Here is a 19,857-nt window from a genome sequence, read left to right on the forward strand (position 1 = left end):
CCGGAGGCGACGGCTACGGTGGCGACGGCTACGGCGGCGAAGGCGGCGGTGGCGACGGCTACGGCGGCGACGGCGGCAGCGGCGGCGACGGTGGCTCCGGTGGCGACGGCGGTTCCGGCGGCTATGCCGTGAACGGCAGCGCGACTTCGGGCGACGCGAGCGTCGGCGACGCGACGATCGGCGATTCGACCGCCGGCCGTGGCGGCCGTGGCGGCGACACTTGGGATAACTACAGCGGTCGTGGCGGCGATACCGACAACGACAGCGGCGACGCGGGCGGCGCAAGCCTGGCCGGCTCGGCCGCAGGTGCCGGCGGCAGCGACGGCGGCGGCGGTGGCGGTGGCGGCGGCAACTCCGGTGGCGACGGCGGTGGCGGCAACGATGCCGGCAACGACGGCACCGGCGGCTCCGGCGGTGCGGGCGGTACGGGCACCGGCGGCGCTGGTGGCGCAGGTGGTACGGCCACTGCAACCTCGACCGGCACGTCCGGCGCGGGCACCGGCACGTCCGGCGCGACCGCGGGCGATGGCGGTGCCAGCGGCACCGTGACCGCCAGTGCGGGTGGCGGCGGTGCGGGCGGTGCGGCGAGCAATGGCGACGCGAGCAACGGCAGCGCCGATGCGAGCGCGACCAACGGCTCGGCGACGGCCGGCGACGGCGCGGTTGCGGCAGCCGGCGCGACCGGCGGCGACGGCGGCGCGGGCGGCACCGGCAACGGTGCGGGCGGCACGGGCGGCACGGGCAACGGCGGCGTCGGCAACGGCGCGACCGGTGGCTCCGGCGGCGCCGGTGGCACCAACACCGTCGATGCGGGCACGTTCGACATGTCCTCCACGATGACCGGAACCGCCAGTGGCGCAGCCGGCATCACGGTGGCGGCGCAGAACAGTGGCTTCTCCTCGCTGATCCAGCAGGGCATCACTGTCCAGGCCAACCTGACCGTCGGTCCGTAAGCGTTACGCGACGCACGCACGCCACGGCGTCGTGCGATCAACGTGCGCATTGCAGATTCCCGCCGGCGGCGACGCCGGCGGGAGCTTCGCAGTCGCACACGGACCCACACGGCAAGGAGCATGACGATGCAACGCAATCGTTCCATCGCAGTGGGCAGTCTGATGGGCGTGGCGCTGTGGTGCGTGGCGGGCATGGCCTGCGCGCAGCAGTCGCCCGAGGCCGCACTGCAGCCCGTCGTCGTTGAACCGGCTTTCGTCGAACCGGCCATTGTCGATGCGACCGTCGCGCCCGACGCGGCGTTCGGATCGGCCGTCGATCCCGGCGCGCTGTCCGACATGCGCGGCGGCGAGGCGCAACTGGTCGACAACGACATCCTCGTCAACGGCCGCGTCGAGGACGCGATCGCCGACGACGTACTCACCGGCAGCAACTCGGTCACGTCCGGTTCGTTCGCCAACGCCAGCGGCATTTCCACGGTGATCCAGAACACCGGCGCGAACGTGCTGATCCAGAACGCGATGATCGTGAACGTGAAGTTCGCGGACGCGGGCCCATGAGCCTGCGCACATTCCGGCGCCGCGCGGTGTTGGCGGCTTCGGCGTGGATCCTGCTTTCCGGCCTCGCGCAGGCCGGGACGGTGGACGTGCGCGCGCCGCCGAACGGCGCCTATTCGCTGAAGGTCACGAGCCTGAAGGAAGCGCGCTTCAAGACCACCGTGCGCCAGCAGTACGACTTCAGCTGCGGCTCGGCCGCGACGGCGACGCTGCTGACCTACCAGTACGGCCATCCGGTCACCGAGGCCGAAGTGTTCATGCACATGTACCAGACCGGCGACCAGGCGAAGATCCGCCAGCGCGGGTTCTCGCTGCTGGACATGCGCCGCTACCTGCGTTCGCTGGGCTTCGAGGCGGACGGATTCGAGCAGCCGCTGGACAAGCTCGTCGCCGAAGGCCTTCCGGCGATCGTGCTGCTCAACGACCGCGGCTACCGGCACTTCGTCGTCGTGAAGGGCTTCCGCAACGAACGCGTCCTGCTCGGCGATCCCGCGCGCGGCACGCGTGCGATGCCGCGCTCGCGCTTCGAGAAGCTGTGGGACAACCGCATCCTGTTCGTGGTGCACAACCGCCGCGACCGGGCGCAGTTCAACATGGCGCAGGACTGGCGCACCGCGCCGCCGGCGCCGCTGGATGCGGGCATCGCCCGCGACAGCCTCTACAACATCGTGACGCCCCGGCGCGGTCCGGGCGACATCTGACGGAGGGTTCGACCATGGACTCGCCTTCGTTCAAGCATGCGTCGTTCAAGCTCGCCCTGATCGCCGCATTCGCCTGGTGCGTGCCCGCGCTGGCCGCGCCGCCTTCGACGGTGCTCGGTGAGGGCTGGGTGGCGATCGATCCCGCGCTGCTCGAAGACATGCGCGGCGGCTTCATCACCGACGGCGGAACGGCGTTGTCGTTCGGCATCGAGCGCGCGGTGTTCGTCAACGGCGAAGTGGTGGCGACCACGCGCGTGCAGATTCCCGACGTCGGGCGCATGACGACCGACCAGGCGCGCGAGCTGCAGCGCTTCAACGAGGGCGTCGTGGTGCAGGTAGGCGGCGGCAACACGTTCGAGCCGTCCGGCGCGCCCGGCGGCATCGTCATCCAGAACACGAGGGACGGGCAGGACATCCGCGCCCTGACCACGGTGAACGTCGGCGTCGACACGCTGCAGGCGTTCCAGGATCTCAACACCCAGTCGACGCTGCACAACGCGATGGTGACCGCCACCGCGCCCTGAACGAGAGCCGTCGCCGCGCGCCCGCATTCCGGGCCCGCCTGCGTTGTAACCGGATGGACCTCCCGGCACGGCCGCACCAGAAGGACGACGCATGAGAAGGACGCCGCAGTTGCCCCGCCGCCTGATGCTCGCTCCATGCCTGTGGCTCGCCGCCGCCGCGGCTGCCCACGCGCAGGACCAGTGGCAGGGACTGGAGCCGGCCCGCCCGGCTGCGCAGCCCCAGGCGGCCGGGGCTCTTCCCGCGGCGCCGGCGCCCGCAGCGCCGCAACGTTCGCTGGACGACCTGCAGCGCGAGATCAACGCGCAGACCCGCAAGCTCGATGAACTGCGCAACTCGCTCGCGCAGCAGGAAGCGGCGGTCGCGAACCTGCAACGCGCGCTCGACGAGGAACGCCTGGACGCCGAACGCGGCGCGGGCGTCGCGCCGGGCACCGTGCTGCCGACGCTGGCGCAACAGGCGCCGGCCGCCGCGCCTCCGCCGGCCGATCAACGCCAGGCGCAGGCCGCGCAACCACAACAACAGCAGCCACAACCGAAGCAGAAGCCGGTCGGACAGGCGCCTGATTCGGTAACGCGCCCGCCGGAAGTCGCGCAGATCTTCGACCAGCCCGGCGTGCTCACGCCGTCGGGCAAGTTCATCCTCGAACCCTCGCTGCAGTACGGCTATTCGGCGAACGACCGCGTGGCGCTGGTCGGTTACACGGTGATCCCGGCGATCCTCATCGGCCTGATCGACGTGCGCCAGGTCAAGACGACCTCAGGCATCGGCACGATCACCGGTCGCATGGGCATCGGCGGCCGCGCCGAAGTCGAAGTGAAAGTCCCGTACGTCTACCTCAACGGCGACACCGTCAGCCGCGAGATCTTCACCGGCAGCGCGCAGGACCGCGTGTTCAACGCCAGCGGCCACGGCATGGGCGACGTCGAGGCGACCGCGCGTTACCAGCTCAATCGCGGCGGCCCCGACAAGGCGTTCTACATCGGCTGGCTGCGCTACAAGAGCCGCACCGGCAAGGACCTGTTCGAAGTCACCACCGACTGCGTGCAGCGCTGCCTGCAGAACGCCACCGGCACCGGCCTGCCGCTGGAGCTGCCGACCGGCACCGGCTTCGAAGCGATACAGCCGGGCGTGACGTGGTTGTATCCGTCCGATCCGGTCGTGTTCTTCGGCACCTTCAGTTACCTGTACAACTTCGAACGCAGCAACGTCTCGCGCACCGTACTGGGGCGCGAAGAGGAATTCCTCGGCGACGTGCAGGCCGGCGACATCTGGGGCTTCAACCTCGGCATGGGTTTGGCGCTCAACGAGAAGGCGTCGATCAGCCTGGGCTACGACACGAGCCTGATCGGCAAGACGAAGCAGAACGGCCGGGAATCGCCCGGCTCCGTGCGCCTGACGCTCGGCACGCTGCTGCTGGGCGGTACGTACCGCTTCAGCGATCGCTGGTCGCTCAACGTCGCACTCGGCGTAGGCGTGACGCGCGATACGCCGGACATGACGCTGACGGCGCGGGTGCCGATTTCGTTCTGAAGGGCGACGACCTTTGTCGTCATTCCAGCGAAAGCTGGAATCCATCTTGCGGTTTCCCGACGTCTCGCCGCCGCGTGAAGATCAAAATGGATTCCAGCTTTCGCTGGAATGACGAGGCGTACGGTTGCGATGGCGGTGCCGGCTCGACCTTCACACCTGTTTCACCCGCAAAGGTTCTATCTCGCGATCACGCGCGCGCCGCGAGGCATCGCGCCGGCAGTCCGCATCGGGTTTCCCTCTCGCCCCAAACGTCCACGGAGAAGGCTCATGAAACGACTCGTCCTAGGCGCGGTGATGCTCCTCGCGCTGGCCGGCTGCGCCAGCACGCCGACGGTGCACACGGATTACGACCCCTCGGCGCAGTTCTCCAGCTATCGCACCTACACGTGGTTGAAGAAACCCGAAGGCCGCTCGCCGCTGGTCGAACAGCGCGTGGTCGCGGCGATCGATGCCAAGCTCGCCGCGCACGGTTGGCAGCAGGCGACGGGCACCGACGCCGATGTCGGCATCGTCGCCAACGTCGCCACGCAACAGCAGCAGACGCTCGACACCTTCTACAGCGGTCCGGCGTGGGGCGGTTACGGGTGGGGTCGCTGGGGCGGCGCCGGCATGGGTTCGGCGACCACCACGGTGCGCAATTACGAGGTCGGCACGCTGGTCGTCGACATGTTCGACATGAAGACCAAGCAGGCGATCTGGCGCGGCACCGCGTCGGGCACCGTGCCCGATTCGCCGGAAGACGTGAACGCCAAGGCGCAGGCCGGCGTGGAGAAGATGTTCGCGTCGTTCCCGCCGGGTAGCGCACCGGCGAAGTGACGGGCAGCAAAGCGGAATGCAGAAGGCCGGCGCAATGCCGGCCTTCGTCGTTTCATCGCACGCGTCGTGCGGATCACACCCGCCTGAAATAGAACCCCGCGTAATGATCGAGCGTGCAATCCGGTTCGAACGGAACGCGCAGGTGGCGTTCCTTCGATTGCCACTGGTCTTCCAGGCAGTAGCCCAGTTCCTCCATCTGCGCGACGAACTCCGGCTTGGCCATCACGCGATACGGCAGCACGGCCTTGCCGATGTTCTGCAAGGTGACGTAGCCGCGCCGCGGATGCACCGGCGTGAGGTTCACCAGCACGTGCGTGGGCGGCGAGGGCAGTCGACCGAGCAGCTCGGGCAGCGTGTAGTCCAGGTACTGCAGCGCGCCGCAGGTGATCAGCACATCGTGGTCGCTTGCGGCGTCCGGATCGTCGGCGAAGTGCAGCAGCCCCTGCGGATCGTTCTCGCGCGCCCAGCTGCGTCCGGCGTCCATCACGGCCGGCACGTCGTGCACGCGCCATTCCATCGTCGCGGGGTAATCGACGTAACGGCGGAACCCGTAGTACGTCACGCCGATGTGGCCCCCCAGGTCGAAGATGCGATGACGCCCCTGCGCGAGCAGGCGCGAGAGCCAGTGCACCATCGGGTAGTCGCTGACGCGGATGCTCCGGTGTCGATCCATGTACATCCCCGTCGTGGAAGGCTGGTCGTAGCTGGTCGGCAGCGACGGCGCGGCGGCCAGCGCCTGGGCGCGCGAATCGTAGGCGCCGTAGTACGCGTTGCCGCCGTGATACGGCCGGTTGAACAGGCGGCGGTACAGCGGCCGCGCGACCAGGCGCACGCCGGGAAGCTCGGCGGTCTCGATGGCGATGCGCACCAGGTGGCGTTTGGCCATCAGCGTTTCATGTTGCACGGGGATCCCCTTCCGATCGTCTCAGGGAAGCAAACGCGCTCGGCGGGCAAAAGGGGACGCGGCGACGTCAGCGGGCGCGCAGGGCGTCCAGTCGCTCGCTGTAGGCCGCCCGCGTGTCGCCATCGCTCAGCGCCTGCGCCTGGGTGAGGGAGCGGACGGCCGCGCGGATCCGGCCGGCCTTCAGGTACGCGTTGGCCAGCGCCGAGTGGAATCGATGCTCCTGCGGTTGCAGGTCGACCGCGCGCCGGTATTCGCGGATCGCGCGCGCGAGGTCGCCGGCGTTCTCGGCGTTCACCGCCTGCATGAAGGCGTGGAAGGGATCGTTGCGCTGCACCTTCGCCAGCCGCTGGCGGTATTCGGCTTCGAGCGAACGATCGCCCATGCGCGCGGCGAGTCCGGCGAGGTTGAACAGCGCGTTGGCGTTGGCCGGATCGAGTGCGAGCGCGCGGCGATAGGCTTTCTCGCCGCCGCGCAGATCGCCGCTTCGCGTGCGCACGACGCCGGCATTGCTCCAGAAGCCGGCGTAACCGGGATCCAGTGTCAACGCGGTGTCGAGGAGCGACAGCGCGCCGGGATAGTCGGCAGCCGCCAGGCGTTCGACGGCGAGGTTGTTGTAGTAGTGCGCGATGAGCCGCGTGGTCGTGATCGGCTCGGGCTGATCGCGTGGAATGATCAGGTCGCCCGCGACATCCACCGTGTATTTCCGCACCCCCGCGCGCACGGACGCATTGACGTGGTTGCTCAGGTAGAGCGTGCCGTCGGCCTGGCGAAAGCCGAGGATCTGCCCGATCTCCTGCGGCGTGGCTTCCAGTCCGGCTTCCTTCGCCAGCGCGAGGAAGAGCATCGTGAAGGTGAGGCAGTTCGCCGTGCGCGCTTCGTATGCCTGCGCGACGGTGTGGTTCGCGGTCTCCACGTAGGTCATTCCCAGCCCTTCGGGCGAGAACATGAAGGTGCCCAGGCGCTGGAGCCTGTCGTGCGCGGAGGGGTTGTCGTGGAGGATCTCGCGATGCAACCGCTCGCGCAGCGGCGCGGGCAGGGCCATTACCTGGTCGGCCGCAGCGACCGTGCTCGCGGCGGGCTGGGCGAACGCAGGCGCGATCGACAACGCCAGCGCGAGGATCATCGCGACGAGCCTGCTGCGCATCGACGAACGCCTTGCGGTCCGACGGGCCGCGATTCAGCCTGCGGCGAGTGTAGTCCCGCACCGGGCAAGCGCGCGTGTGCGGGAAGTTCAGGGCCCCGGCGCTATCCTCGGACCCGGATCCACGCAGGAGAGTCGACATGGCCACCGGTTGGGCAGGCGACGGCGCCGTGCAGGACCAGATCGACGCGACCGTGAAGGACGGCATCAAGCGCGCACGCAGCAAGCTGCCGCAAGGGCCGGGCCTGACACATTGCGAGGAATGCGGCGCCGAGATCCCGCAGGCCCGCCGCGACGCCGTTCCCGGCGTGCGCCTGTGCATCGCCTGCCAGGAAGCGCACGACGCCGAAGAGGCCGCCTTCGCCGGTTACAACCGTCGCGGCAGCAAGGATTCGCAGTTGCGTTGATGGAGGCGCCAGACGCCGCGCTCAGATTCCGAGCAGCGGCGTCGCCTGTTCGAGCCTCACGCGCAACTGCTCGGCCAGTCGCAGGCTCAGCGCGATGATGGTGAAGGTCGGGAACGCCCAGCTCCCGGTCGGGAACACCGAACTTCCGGCGATATGCAGGTTGTCCACGCCGTGCACCTGGCAGTGCCGGTCGACCACGCCCTCGCGCGGGCTGTCGGCCATGCGCGTGGTGCCCATGTGGTGCGAGGTGCCGAACACCTGCGGCACGCCGCCGTCTTCCTCCAGCCATGACGCCGACTGGAAGCGACCGTTGCACGCGCGCGCGAGTTCGCCGCCGAACAGCGTCGCGGCCGTGCGGTAGGTGTGGCGGTCCAGCTCGGTCAGGCGCCAGTCGACGTTCACCTTCCGCAGCCCCAGCGCATCGCGTTCGTCGCCGAGCGTGATTCGGCTGTCGTGGTTCGGTACCTGTTCGAAGTAGCCGATGAGGTCGACGCGCTCGGTGCGCACCGTGGGCTTGCGCGTGAGCTTGCGACCGACGGCCTTGGCGATGTCGCCCGCGTTGAGCCCCGCGCGCAGCGTGAGCGAGCGGATGTCCTCGGTCGGCATTGCATTCGCGATGTAGTCCGGCTCGCCGTTGCGACGCCCGCACACGCGCGCCTTGATCGCCCAGTTCTCGTTGCCGCGACGCGCGCGGATCGCCGCGCGCAGGTCGCGCAGCGCCTGCAGGCCTTCCGGCACCGGTTCCTCGAACGCGAACGGCCGCACGCGACCGCTGAGGATGCGGTGCCGGCGCTGCGCTTCGTCCGACAGGCAGATCTCCGGATGCGCCTGCGGGCGGCCCTTGGGCACGTTGCGATCGTACGGGCGCGTGAGCACGTGCGGATCGTCGGCGAACAGCGTGCCGAGCTTTCCGCTGGGATGGTCCATGAAATAGCGACCGACCAGATCGTGCGGATTGCCCAGGCCCTGCGGAATGGTCGCGTTCGAGGACAGCAGCAAGCGCGCGTTCTCGATGCCGCCGCAGGCGAGGACGTAGTGCCGCGCACGCACGGTGCCGCGGCGGCCGTCGAGCGTGCCGATGCGCGCCTGCCGCACGGCCTGCGCCGATTCCACCGCGTCTAGTTCCAGCAGGTTCGCGTGCAGCAGCACGGTGATGTTGTCCGCGCGCTCGAACACGTCGTGGTACGCGTGGCCGAAGATCATCGGACTGGACGCGAACGTCTTGTGCACCAGCGCGTCGCCTTCGAAGTCCAGTGGCCGTCGCGAGAAGGGCGTGAGGAAGGTGTCCTCGCCGAAGTCGTGCTGGTCGAGACCGCAGAACGTGCGCGCCTTACGGTAGTGGGGCTCCAGGTCGGCGAAGCCGATCGGCCAGCCGCTGTGCGGTACCCAGTCGCGCGGTGCGAGGTTCGCCAGTGGAATGCAGCCGCGGCCCCAGTAATTGCAGGTGCCGCCGAACGCGCGCAGCCGCGAGGCACCCGGATCGAAGGGCGGTTCGCCGACCGAATGCCCTTCCAGCAGCGCCTGATAGCGCGCGTCGGCGGTCAGGCCGCCGCTCTCGATCACACAGACGGACGCCTGCGTGTCGAGAAACGCCCATGCGATCGCCAGGCCGGCGGCGCCAGCCCCGATGATGCAGATGTCCGCGTCGATGTCGGCCGGCGAGGACGCGTTCCGGAAATCGAAGATCAAATGCCTTGCCCCTGGGAACAGTTCTTCTTATGCGCCTGTGCACGAAGCGCACACAGGGCCACCGTTCGAAACCAACGCAGCCCGGGGAAGAAAGGGGACAGGTGGGAAGGTTGAGGCAGGCCGCTTACGCGGTATCGTGCCTCCGCGGGAGTGAGGCAGGGGTTTCCCAGACGCGCCGCTAGCTTGCCCCGCCTGCAGCCGGCTGCGCCAGCCAGCCGTTCCGACGGTATATATCGATGACCGAATCGGCGATGCCGGTGGCGGTGCGCTGCGCGGCCGCGCGGATCGACTCGGGACCGCGTTCCTGCATCACGTTCGATCCGCCCGACACCGCGGCGCTCGTCGCGACCGTGCCCGCCGCAGCTGCCGCGCCTAGTGGCACCAGCACGCCGGGCAGGCGGCCACCCTGCGTGTTCGCCTCAGCGGTCGCGAGCGAACGCGGTCCGGTCGCGGTGATCTGGAAGGCTTCGACCAGCGTGCTGAGTTCGGCGCGGCCCGCGCCGAAGCCGATCAACACGCGTGTCGTGCGGCTTCCCGGATTGACCGACACGAACTCGCCGCGCAGCACGACGTCGCCCAGTTTCGGCACCGGTCCGGCGCCGACCGGATACGCGTCGATGCCCGCGGCGCGAAGTCGCTCCACGACCTGCTGCGCGACCTGGCGACCCAGCTGCCGCCCGGTTTCGACGTCGTCGGCCGTCTGCGGCGCTTCGTTCTGTTCGAAGTAGCCGGTGATCGGCGAATCGGGTGGAAGGTCGCCGCGCGTGCCGGCGAAGTCGTACACCAGGATGCGCCCGGGCCGCTCGACGGCGTGCGCCGTGTCGGAACGCTCGAACCGGGGCGAGGGTGTCGTCGCGCATGCGGCGAGAAGCAGCAAACCGAGGCACGATGCGATGCGGAACGACCGCGGCGCGGCGTGGTCCTGCAGGCCCATCTCCATGGCGGATCACCCCGGTCGAAGTGCCGCCAATACACGCCTGCCGCCGTTATCCAGCAGTGAAAACGCGCGACCGCCGGTCGCCGCGTGCGATCACCAGATCAGGTCGTCCGGCACCTTGAACTGCGCGTAGTACGCATCGTCGTCGGAGGCATCGGCCGCGGGTTCGGCATCGGCCTGCAGCCCGTGATCGAGCACGATCATCGTCGCGTCGCGTTCGCGCACCTTGTCGGCGGCGGCACGCGGGAGCAGTTCGTAACGCTCGTCGATGCGGGCGATCACCAGTACGCCGGACGACAGCTTCTTCCGGAGGTCGTCGTTGAGCAGCAACGTACGGATCGCGTTGCCTTCAGTGAAGCGGTATTCGCTTTCGCCCGAACGCGGGACCTTGCGGTCTTCGATGATCTGCCGCGCCTGCGCGCGCAGCTCCGCGGCGCGCGCCTGCGCCTTGCGCTCGGCTTCGATCGCGCGGTCGTGCTCGGCCTTCTCGGCGCGCGCGCGTTCGGCTTCCACCTGGATCTCGCTGCGTTCGGCCGGCGCCTTGGCGTGGCGGGCCTTGTTCTGCTCGCGCGCGACTTCGGCCACCTTGGATTTCTTGACCAGGCCCGCCTTGAGCAGTTGTTCCTGGAGCGGATTCGCCTTCGCCATGTCGCGGTGTTCTGGTGGTGGTTTCGGGGCCATGATACCGCCATGGAACCCTTCAAATACCTCGTCGGCTACCCCGAGCACCTGCTCGCGAAGGTGCGGCAGCTGATCGAACAGGGCCGGCTCGGCACGATGCTGGCCGACCGGTACGCCGAGCCCAACATGGTGCGCAACGACGCGCAGCTGTACGACTACGTGCAGGCGCTGAAGGACCGCCATCTGCGCAAGGCCGTGCCGCTGGGCAAGGTGCTTTACGACAGCAAGCTGCAGGTGATGAAGCACGCGCTCGGCACGCACACCGCCATCTCGCGCGTACACGGCGGGCGGCTGAAGGCCAGTCGCGAGATCCGCATCGCCACGGTGTTCCGCGATGCGCCGGCCGACTTCCTGCGGATGATCGTCGTGCACGAGCTCGCGCACATGAAGGAGGCCGACCACAACAAAGCCTTCTACCAGCTGTGCACGCACATGGAGCCGGACTACCACCAGCTGGAGTTCGACCTGCGCCTGTACCTGACGCACATGGAACTCACGCGGGGCTGAGTGTCGCCGAAGCGGCGCCGTGTCGATCGTGAAAACGAAACGCCCGCGTAGGCGGGCGTTTCGTCGTATCGCAATGGACGAACCGGGGCGTCAGCTCTTGTAGTTCATCGCGCGGTTGATGCCCAGCGCGACCAGCGTGCCGATGGCGCCGGAGAGCAGGTACGCGCCCAGCCAGGCCAGACCGAACTGCGAGCACAGGCCCAGCGCGACGAGCGGGGCGAAAGCGGCGCCGATCAGCCAGGCGAGGTCGGAGGTGAGCGCCGCGCCGGTGTAGCGGTAGCGGCGGCCGAAGTTGGCCGTCACCGCACCCGCAGCCTGGCCGTACGACAGGCCGAGCAGGGCGAAGCCGATGAGCACGAACGCACCCTGGCCGACGTTGCCGCTGCCCATCAGCGTGGGCGCGAAGCCGCTGAACATCGCGATCAGCAGCGCCAGCCCGCCCAGCGTGCGCGCACGGCCCACGCGGTCGGCGATCAGGCCCGAGGCCACGACGCCGCCGCAGGCGATGAACGCACCGATGATCTGGACGATCAGGAAGGTGACGATCGATTTGTCCGAATACAGCAGGATCCACGACAGCGGAAAGATCGTGACGATGTGGAACAGCGCGTAGCTGGCCAGCGCCGCGAAGGCACCGATCACCACGTGGCGGCCCTTGGCGCGGAACAGCTCGCGGATCGGCGTCGGCTCCAGCTCCAGCTCGCTCATCTTCTTCTGGTATTCGTCGGCCACCACGATGCGCAGGCGGGCGAACAGCGCCACCACGTTGATGGCGAAGGCGACGAAGAAGGGATAGCGCCAACCCCACGAGAGCAGGTCGGCCTCGCTCAGGCTCGCATACAGGAATGCGAAGACGCTGGCGGCGACGATGAAGCCCATCGGCGCGGCCAGCTGGCCGAGCATCGAATACCAGCCGCGGCGGCCCTTCGGTGCGTTCATTGCCAGCAGCGACGGCAGGCCGTCCCACGAACCGCCCAGCGCGACGCCCTGCAGCATGCGCAGCAGGGCCAGCATCACGATCGATGCGACGCCCAGCGTGGTGTAGCCGGGCAGGAACGCGATGCCGGCGGTGGCGCTGCCCAACATGAACAGGGAAATGGTGAGCTTGATGCCGCGGCCCCAGCGCTCCTGGATCGACATGAACAGGATCGTGCCGAGCGGCCGTGTGATGAACGCCAGCGAAAACAGCGCAAACGCCGCCAATGCGCCGTTGAGCCGGTCCAGGAACGGAAAGAAGACGGCGGGGAAGATCAGCGCCGAGGCGATGCCAAAAACAAAGAAGTCGAAGTATTCCGACGCACGGCCGATGACGACGCCTACGGCGATTTCACCAGGCGCGACATCGGTGTCGGCCTTGGTGCCGTGATCGTGCGTGGAAGCGGTGGGGGTGAGGGTTGACATCGCGTTGGACACTCGATGAGCCGGCCGATGGAAGGAGGGCCGGTTGGACTTGAGAGGATGCGACGATAGGCTGACAGAGGCAACCAGCTTGTTCGATAGGACAAAACGTCCAATTCTCCCGTCACACGGCCGGGAATACATTGACCATGCTCAATCCGTAAGCCCCCACACACATGTCCATCGCGCGCAGATTCCTGCAGGCCGCCGTGCTGCTCCTCGCCACGGTCGCCCTGTCAGGATGCAACCTGTTGGTTCTCAATCCCGCCGGCGACATCGCAGCCCGCCAGGGCCAGCTGATCGTCGTCGCGACGGTCCTGATGCTGATCGTGATCGTTCCGGTGATCGCGCTCACGCTCCTGTTCGCCTGGCGCTACCGCGCGTCGAACAACGCGACCTACAAGCCCGACTGGGATCATTCGACCCAGCTCGAGCTCGTCATCTGGGGCATCCCGCTGCTGATCATCATCGCGCTCGGCGCGATCACGTGGATCAGCACGCACCTGCTCGATCCGTTCCGTCCGCTCGACCAGCTCTCCGCCGGACGCCCGGTGCCTGCCGACGTGAAGCCGCTGGAAATCCAGGTCGTCGCGCTCGACTGGAAGTGGCTGTTCGTCTATCCGGAAGAGAACATCGCGACGGTGAACGAGGTCGTCGTGCCGGTCGATCGCCCGGTGCATTTCCGCATCACGGCCTCGTCGGTGATGAACACGTTCTACGTTCCCGCGCTGGCCGGCATGATCTACGGCATGCCGGGCATGGAAAGCGAGCTCAACGCGGTGATCAACGAGGCCGGTGTGTACGACGGCTTCTCGGCGAACTACAGCGGCGCCGGCTTCTCGCACATGCGCTTCAAGTTCCACGGCCGGCCCGACGCCGAGTACCAGCGCTGGGTCAACGACGTGCGCGGCAGCAGCGACGCGCTCACCCGCGCGACGTACCTCGAACTCGAGAAGCCCTCCGAACGCGAGCCGGTGCGTCACTTCGCCCGCGTCGACAACGGCCTGTTCGATGCCGTGCTCAACCGCTGCGTCGACACCGACCGGTTGTGCATGAACCAGATGATGGCGATCGACGCCACCGGCGGCCTCGGCCTGGACGGCCTGAAGCCGCTGGCCACGCCGCGCCGCGGCGACCCGCGCCTGGGCGCGTACGTGTCGTCGGAAGTGTGCTCCGTCAACGATGCCGTGCCCCAGTCCCTGTCTGGCTCGATCGTCGGCATGAAGTCGCCCTGAGCGACTCCTGATGCCGACCTGTTTCTTGGCCTGAAAGCCCCGGAATCCCGCGATGTCCCCTGAAAGCAGCACCCTCCCGTCCTCACCGATCTTCGGACGCATGTCATGGGAATCCATTCCCATGTTCCATGAGCCGATCCTGATGGTGACCTTCATCGGCACCGTGCTCGGCGGCCTCGCACTGCTGGCCGTGATCACGAAGCACAAGCTGTGGGGCTACCTCTGGAACGAGTGGTTCACCAGCATCGATCACAAGAAGATCGGCATCATGTACATCGTGCTGGGCCTGGTGATGCTGCTGCGCGGCTTCGCCGACGCGCTGATGATGCGCCTGCAGCAGGCCATCGCCTTCGGCGACAGCACCGGTTACCTGCCGCCCGCGCACTACGACCAGATCTTCACCGCGCACGGCGTGATCATGATCTTCTTCGTGGCCATGCCGCTGGTCACGGGCCTGATGAACTATCTGGTGCCGTTGCAGATCGGCGCGCGCGACGTCGCGTTCCCGTTCCTCAACAACTTCAGCTTCTGGATGACCGTCTCCGGCGCCGTGCTGGTGATGATGTCGCTGTTCTTCGGCGAGTTCGCCGCGACCGGCTGGCTCGCCTATCCGCCGCTGTCGGGCATCGCCTTCAGTCCGGGCGTCGGCGTCGACTACTACATATGGGCGCTGCAGATAGCAGGCGTCGGCACATTGCTATCGGGCGTGAACCTGCTGGTGACCATCATCAAGATGCGCGCGCCGGGCATGACCATGATGAAGATGCCCGTCTTCACGTGGACCTCGCTGTGCACCAACGTGCTGATCGTGGTCTCGTTCCCGGTCCTGACCGCGGTGCTCGCGCTGCTGGCGCTGGACCGTTACGTCGGCACGAACTTCTTCACCAGTGACCTTGGCGGCAACGCCATGATGTACGTGAACCTGATCTGGATCTGGGGCCACCCGGAGGTCTACATCCTGATCCTGCCGCTGTTCGGCGCATACTCGGAAATCGTGGCGACGTATTCGGGCAAGCGCCTGTTCGGCTACTCGTCGATGGTCTACGCCACGGTGTGCATCACGGTGCTGTCGTACCTGGTGTGGCTGCACCACTTCTTCACGATGGGGTCGGGCGCGAGCGTCAACTCGTTCTTCGGCATCACCACGATGATCATCTCGATCCCCACGGGCGCGAAGATCTTCAACTGGCTGTTCACCATGTACCGCGGCCGCATCCGCTTCGAAGTGCCCATGCTGTGGACGATCGGTTTCATGATCACTTTCGTGGTGGGCGGCATGACCGGCGTGCTGCTGGCCGTCCCGCCGGCGGACTTCGTGCTGCACAACAGCCTGTTCCTGATCGCGCACTTCCATAACGTGATCATCGGCGGCGTGGTGTTCGGCCTGTTCGCGGCGATGACGCACTGGTTCCCGAAGGCCTTCGGCTTCAAGCTCGACGACTTCTGGGGCAAGGTCTCGTTCTGGTTCTGGCTGGCCGGCTACTGGTTCGCCTTCACGCCGCTGTACGTGCTGGGCCTCATGGGCGTGACGCGCCGCATGAGCCACTTCGAGGATCCGTCGCTGCAGATCTGGTTCCTGATCGCCGCCTTCGGTGCGGTCCTGATCGCGATCGGCATCGCCGCGTTCCTGATCTGCATCTTCGTCAGCTTCCGCAAGCGCGAGCAGCTGCGCGACGTCACCGGCGATCCGTGGGACGGCCGCACGCTGGAGTGGTCGACGTCCTCGCCGCCGCCGGCCTACAACTTCGCCTTCACGCCGGTCGTCCACGACACCGACGCCTGGTGGGACATGAAGCAGCGCGGCTTCACGCGCATGCGTTCGGGCTTCCTGGCCGTGCACATGCCGAAGAACACGCCGGCCGGCCTGGTGCTGGCGCTGCTGAGCACGGCGGGCGGGTTCGCGATGATCTGGCACCTGTGGTGGCTGGCGGTGCTGTCGCTGGTCGCCGTGGTGGCCTACGCGATCTGGCACACCTTCAACTACGACCGCGATTACCACATCCCCGCCGACGAGGTGGCTGCCACCGAGCACGCGCGTACCCAGCAGCTGGAGACCTTCCGTGTCTGAGCCCATCGCATTGACCCGTGAAGACGGCGCGCCGGTCTTCCTCGACACGCAAGGCCACCACCATCCGGAAAACGGCACGCTGCTGGGCTTCTGGATCTACCTGCTCAGCGACCTGATGATCTTCGGGTGCCTGTTCGCCACCTTCGGCGTGCTGGGCCGCAGTTTCGCCGCCGGCCCGTCCGGCGCCGACCTGTTCGACCTGAAGCTGGTGGCGGTGAACACCGCGGTGCTGCTGGTGTCGTCGATCACCTACGGCTTCGCGATGATCGCGATGCAGGCGCGCAACAAGCGCGGTCTGATCGCATGGCTCATCGTGACGGGCCTGCTGGGCGCGACGTTCCTGGCGATCGAGCTGTACGAGTTCCACCACTTCATCCATATCGGCGCCGGTCCGCAGCGCAGCGCGTTCCTGTCCTCGTTCTTCGCGCTGGTGGGCACGCACGGCCTGCACGTGTTCTTCGGCGTGATCTGGCTGATCGTGCTGTGCCTGCAGGTGCGCAAGCACGGCCTCACGCGCGCCAACACGCGCCGCGTGGCCTGCCTGTCGATGTTCTGGCACTTCCTCGACGTCGTCTGGATCGGCGTCTTCACCTTCGTCTACCTGATGGGCTCGCTGCGATGAGTGACCACGCACACCACGACCACGACGACGACTTCCTCGAGACCGGCATCCCGCACGTCTCGAAGAAGGAGTACCTGACCGGCTTCGTGCTGTCGGTCATCCTGACCGCCATCCCGTTCGCGCTGGTGATGGGCGGCTCGGCCATCAGCACGCCGTTGCTGGTGCTGATCCTGTTGGCGTTCGCCGCCGTGCAGGTGGTGGTGCACATGGTCTACTTCCTGCACATGAACGCGAAGTCCGAAGGCGGCTGGAACGCCCTCGCGCTCATCTTCACCGTCGTGCTGGTGGTGATCGTGCTCAGCGGCTCGTTGTGGGTCATGCATCACCTCAACACGAACATGATGCCGGGCGCGCACGAGATGCAGGAGATGATCCGGAACACGCCGTAACGCCCCCGCCGCAAGCCGTGCCATGACGGCCCGCATGAAGGAAAGCGTCGTCGACGCGCAGCCGATGCCCCGGGGGCGACGCCCCTGGGTGCTGGCGATGTTCGCCGGGCTGCTCGCGGTCGCGTTCGTCGGATTCGTCGCGTTGGGCATCTGGCAGGTCCAGCGGATGGCGTGGAAGCATGACCTGATCGCCCGCGTCGATGCGCGCGTGCATGCCGCGCCGGTTCCCGCGCCAGCGCGCGGGCAATGGCCGACTGTTACCGACGAAGCCGACGCTTACCGGCACGTCTCCGTCGCCGGTCGCTTCATGCCCGATATGGAGAGCCGCACGCAGGCGGTGACCGAGCTGGGGGGCGGCTACTGGTCGCTGGTGCCGCTGCGCACCGATTCGGGCGACTACGTGCTGGTCAATCGCGGTTTCGTGCCGTCCGCCGAACGGAACGTCGAGGCGAGCGTCGCGCCGCCGCCGCAGGGCAGGGTGGTGGTGAACGGCCTGCTGCGCATGAGCGAACCCGGCGGCGGTTTCCTTCGACACAACGATCCGGCGCAGCAGCGCTGGTACTCGCGCGACGTCGCGGCCATCGCGCAGGCGCACGGACTTCCCGCAAGTCGCGTGGCGCCGTTCTTCATCGATGCCGATCGCGAGGCCGCCTCGACCGTGTGGCCGCGCGGTGGGCTCACGGTCGTGAAATTCCGCGATCCCCATCTGTCGTACGCACTGACGTGGTTCGGCATGGCGCTGCTCACGCTCGTCGCGGGTGGCTTCCTGTTCGCCTCGGAGCGGCGTTTGCGCCATGATCGGCGCCGTTGAAACGCGCCCCGCGTTTCCATCGAATCGACCATGGCCTCACGAACGATCCAGGACGCGGTAGCCGCCGACGCCGAAAGCAGGTTGCCCGCACTGACGCGCTGGCGCGGAAGCGCGGGGCTGCGCAACATGCAGCAGCTGATCGAGCTGCGCTGGATCGCGGTGATCGGGCAGGTCGCGACGATCATCGTCGTGCATTACGGGCTTGGCATCGGCCTGCCGCTGAGGCCGATGTTCACGGTCCTTGCCGCACTCGCGCTGTTCAATGTCGTCAGCCAACTGTGGTGGCGTCGTCGCGAGCATGCGTCGAGCAACGCCTTGATGGTTTCGCTGCTGGTGGACGTCGCCTCGCTGACGATCCAGCTCTATCTTTCCGGCGGCATCACCAACCCGTTCGTGTTCCTGTACCTGCTGCAGGTGGTGCTCGGCACCGTCGTGCTGCGATCGCCATGGAGCTGGGTCATCGCGGCGGCGGCGGCGCTCTGCGTCACCGGCCTGACGCTGGTGCGAACGCCGATCGTCCTCGCCGTCGAGCCCGCGCGTGGGCTGGGCGACCATTACGTGCAGGGCCTGTTGATCTGCTTCCTGCTCATTGCCGCGCTGCTGGTGGTCTTCCTCACCCGCATCGGCCGCATCCTGCGCGAGCGCGATGCGCGCCTGGCAGAACTGCGCCAGCGCGCCGCCGAAGAAGAACACATCGTGCGAATGGGCTTGCTGGCCTCCGGTGCGGCGCACGAACTGGGCACGCCGCTGTCGACGCTCTCGGTGATCCTCGGCGACTGGCAGCACCTGCCGACCATCGCCTCCGAAGGCGAGCTGCATCGCGACGTCGTCGAGATGCAGCAGCAGGTGGCGCGCTGCAAGTCGATCGTCACCAACATCCTGCTCGCCGCGGGCGGACCGCGCGCCGAAGCGCCCATCGAGGTGAGCCTCCATGCGATGCTCGACGGCCTCGCGGAAGAATGGCGCCAGGCGCGGAACCCGATCCAGTTCACCTACACCAACCGCTGCCACCTGGACCCACGCATCGTGTCGGACGCGGGGCTGCGCCAGATGGTGTTCAACGTGCTCGACAACGCGCTGGAAGCGTCGCCCGGCTGGGTCGCGCTGGATGCCCGTTGCGATGGCGAAGCACTGATCATCGACGTGAGCGACGCCGGCCCCGGCTTTTCCGGTGACATCCTCCAGCGGCTGGGCTCGCCGTACAACACGAGCAAGGGCCGGCCGGGCGGCGGGCTGGGCTTGTTCCTCTCGGTGAACGTTGCGCGTACGCTGGGTGGCAGCCTCCGGGCGAAGAACAGGCCGCAGGGCGGCGCAGTGGTGACGATGACGCTGCCGCTGTCCGCGCTGGCCATCGAGGACGAAAGCGACGAGGAGGGCGATGATGCCGAAGACTGAGCGCCGCCTGCTGATCGTCGAGGACGATGAAGCCTTCGCGCGCACCCTCGTGCGTTCATTCGAGCGTCGCGGCTACCAGGTTCGCCATCTCACCGGCGAAGACGGCATGCCCGCGTTGCTGAAGGAGTTCCTGCCGACGCACGCGGTCGTCGACCTGAAGCTCGCCGGCGGTGCCTCCGGGCTGACGAGCGTGAAGCAGTTGCACGCGTTCGACCAGGACCTGGTGATCGTCGTGCTGACCGGCTACGCGAGCATCGCGACGGCCGTGGAGGCGATCAAGCTCGGCGCACGCCACTACCTTGCCAAGCCGTCGAACACCGACGACATCGAGGCCGCGTTCGACCGCGCCGCCGGCGACACCGAGGTGGAGCTGACCGAGCGCACCACGTCGATCAAGACCCTGGAGTGGGAGCACATCCACGAAGCGCTTGCCGCCAGCGATTTCAACATTTCCGAAGCCGCACGCCGCCTGGGCCTGCATCGCCGCACGCTCGCGCGCAAGCTGGAGAAGCGGCGGATCAAGTAGCGGTCGGAGCGCCGGGCGGGGCGCCGCTTGCGCTCCCGCGAAATGTCATCCCGTGCTCACGGCGTGG

21 protein-coding genes are annotated in these 19,857 nt (G+C 67.7%); 15 read left to right on the forward strand and 6 right to left on the reverse strand.

Annotated elements, in window-relative coordinates:
* The 6 genes from DX912_RS18375 to DX912_RS08605 all read left to right on the forward strand — a co-directional run.
* On the forward strand, positions 1-953 hold a 953-nt coding region (locus tag DX912_RS18375; RefSeq protein WP_220340792.1), incomplete at its 5' end, for a hypothetical protein.
* Between the two features lie 126 nt (positions 954-1,079).
* Complete coding sequence (locus tag DX912_RS08585; RefSeq protein WP_220340777.1) at positions 1,080-1,511, forward strand: hypothetical protein; 432 nt, start codon at positions 1,080-1,082, stop codon at positions 1,509-1,511.
* Positions 1,508-2,209, forward strand: coding sequence for a C39 family peptidase (locus DX912_RS08590; protein ID WP_115842099.1), 702 nt, complete (start codon positions 1,508-1,510; stop codon positions 2,207-2,209). The genes DX912_RS08585 and DX912_RS08590 overlap by 4 nt, the downstream gene beginning before the upstream one ends.
* 14 nt (positions 2,210-2,223) lie before the next feature.
* Positions 2,224-2,733 carry a hypothetical protein gene (locus DX912_RS08595; protein WP_115842100.1) on the forward strand — a complete coding sequence of 170 codons (510 nt, stop codon included), beginning with the start codon at positions 2,224-2,226 and terminating at the stop codon, positions 2,731-2,733.
* Positions 2,734-2,824: 91 nt separating this feature from the next.
* The gene (locus DX912_RS08600; RefSeq protein WP_233433540.1) at positions 2,825-4,264 is read left to right on the forward strand and encodes a transporter; all 1,440 of its coding nucleotides are present in this window, start codon (positions 2,825-2,827) and stop codon (positions 4,262-4,264) included.
* Positions 4,265-4,531: 267 nt separating this feature from the next.
* Positions 4,532-5,080, forward strand: a complete 549-nt coding sequence (locus DX912_RS08605; protein WP_115842102.1) for a DUF4136 domain-containing protein — start codon at positions 4,532-4,534, stop codon at positions 5,078-5,080.
* A 73-nt stretch (positions 5,081-5,153) separates the two neighbouring features.
* Here the strand turns inward: DX912_RS08605 and DX912_RS08610 are convergent, their stop codons facing one another.
* Both DX912_RS08610 and DX912_RS08615 read right to left on the reverse strand, forming a co-directional pair.
* Positions 5,154-5,966: a TIGR04325 family methyltransferase gene (locus DX912_RS08610; RefSeq protein WP_115842103.1), complete on the reverse strand. Its 813-nt coding sequence runs from the start codon at positions 5,964-5,966 to the stop codon at positions 5,154-5,156.
* Between the two features lie 85 nt (positions 5,967-6,051).
* A complete protein-coding gene (locus DX912_RS08615; RefSeq protein ID WP_115842104.1) occupies positions 6,052-7,128 on the reverse strand; it encodes a tetratricopeptide repeat protein in 1,077 nt (358 codons plus the stop codon).
* Between the two features lie 137 nt (positions 7,129-7,265).
* Here DX912_RS08615 and DX912_RS08620 point away from each other — a divergent pair, with 137 nt between their 5' ends.
* A complete protein-coding gene (locus tag DX912_RS08620; RefSeq protein ID WP_115842105.1) occupies positions 7,266-7,532 on the forward strand; it encodes a DksA/TraR family C4-type zinc finger protein in 267 nt (88 codons plus the stop codon).
* A 21-nt stretch (positions 7,533-7,553) separates the two neighbouring features.
* On the opposite strand, the gene DX912_RS08625 is transcribed toward DX912_RS08620, so the two are convergent.
* The 3 genes from DX912_RS08625 to DX912_RS08635 all read right to left on the reverse strand — a co-directional run bounded on the left by DX912_RS08625 (position 7,554) and on the right by DX912_RS08635 (position 10,806).
* Complete coding sequence (locus tag DX912_RS08625; protein WP_115842106.1) at positions 7,554-9,221, reverse strand: FAD-dependent oxidoreductase; 1,668 nt, start codon at positions 9,219-9,221, stop codon at positions 7,554-7,556.
* A gap of 178 nt (positions 9,222-9,399) precedes the next feature.
* Positions 9,400-10,161, reverse strand: a complete 762-nt coding sequence (locus DX912_RS08630; RefSeq protein WP_115842107.1) for a DUF4410 domain-containing protein — start codon at positions 10,159-10,161, stop codon at positions 9,400-9,402.
* A gap of 90 nt (positions 10,162-10,251) precedes the next feature.
* Positions 10,252-10,806 carry a DUF2058 domain-containing protein gene (locus DX912_RS08635; RefSeq protein WP_115842108.1) on the reverse strand — a complete coding sequence of 185 codons (555 nt, stop codon included), beginning with the start codon at positions 10,804-10,806 and terminating at the stop codon, positions 10,252-10,254.
* Between the two features lie 42 nt (positions 10,807-10,848).
* On the opposite strand from DX912_RS08635, the gene DX912_RS08640 reads away from it, so the two are divergent.
* The gene (locus tag DX912_RS08640; RefSeq protein WP_115842109.1) at positions 10,849-11,346 is read left to right on the forward strand and encodes a M48 metallopeptidase family protein; all 498 of its coding nucleotides are present in this window, start codon (positions 10,849-10,851) and stop codon (positions 11,344-11,346) included.
* A gap of 90 nt (positions 11,347-11,436) precedes the next feature.
* Here DX912_RS08640 and DX912_RS08645 read toward each other — a convergent pair whose 3' ends face one another.
* Complete coding sequence (locus tag DX912_RS08645; protein WP_115842110.1) at positions 11,437-12,747, reverse strand: MFS transporter; 1,311 nt, start codon at positions 12,745-12,747, stop codon at positions 11,437-11,439.
* A 173-nt stretch (positions 12,748-12,920) separates the two neighbouring features.
* Between DX912_RS08645 and cyoA the strand changes: the two genes are divergently transcribed.
* The 7 genes from cyoA to DX912_RS08680 all read left to right on the forward strand — a co-directional run bounded on the left by cyoA (position 12,921) and on the right by DX912_RS08680 (position 19,790).
* Positions 12,921-13,979, forward strand: a complete 1,059-nt coding sequence (gene cyoA, locus DX912_RS08650; RefSeq protein ID WP_115842111.1) for a ubiquinol oxidase subunit II — start codon at positions 12,921-12,923, stop codon at positions 13,977-13,979.
* Positions 13,980-14,067: 88 nt separating this feature from the next.
* Positions 14,068-16,047, forward strand: coding sequence for a cytochrome o ubiquinol oxidase subunit I (cyoB, locus tag DX912_RS08655; RefSeq protein ID WP_220340785.1), 1,980 nt, complete (start codon positions 14,068-14,070; stop codon positions 16,045-16,047).
* A 10-nt stretch (positions 16,048-16,057) separates the two neighbouring features.
* Positions 16,058-16,669, forward strand: a complete 612-nt coding sequence (cyoC, locus tag DX912_RS08660; protein WP_198173926.1) for a cytochrome o ubiquinol oxidase subunit III — start codon at positions 16,058-16,060, stop codon at positions 16,667-16,669.
* Complete coding sequence (cyoD, locus tag DX912_RS08665; protein ID WP_115842113.1) at positions 16,666-17,058, forward strand: cytochrome o ubiquinol oxidase subunit IV; 393 nt, start codon at positions 16,666-16,668, stop codon at positions 17,056-17,058. Before cyoC ends, cyoD begins: the two co-directional genes overlap by 4 nt.
* A gap of 22 nt (positions 17,059-17,080) precedes the next feature.
* Positions 17,081-17,869, forward strand: coding sequence for an SURF1 family protein (locus DX912_RS08670; RefSeq protein WP_220340778.1), 789 nt, complete (start codon positions 17,081-17,083; stop codon positions 17,867-17,869).
* A 30-nt stretch (positions 17,870-17,899) separates the two neighbouring features.
* On the forward strand, positions 17,900-19,264 hold the full coding sequence (locus DX912_RS08675; RefSeq protein WP_115842114.1) for an ATP-binding protein: 1,365 nt from the start codon (positions 17,900-17,902) through the stop codon (positions 19,262-19,264).
* Positions 19,251-19,790, forward strand: a complete 540-nt coding sequence (locus tag DX912_RS08680) for a response regulator transcription factor (protein ID WP_115842342.1) — start codon at positions 19,251-19,253, stop codon at positions 19,788-19,790. The genes DX912_RS08675 and DX912_RS08680 overlap by 14 nt, the downstream gene beginning before the upstream one ends.
* Positions 19,791-19,857 lie beyond the last annotated feature (67 nt).

This window comes from Lysobacter soli (assembly GCF_003382285.1).
Lineage (GTDB): Bacteria > Pseudomonadota > Gammaproteobacteria > Xanthomonadales > Xanthomonadaceae > Lysobacter_J > Lysobacter_J soli.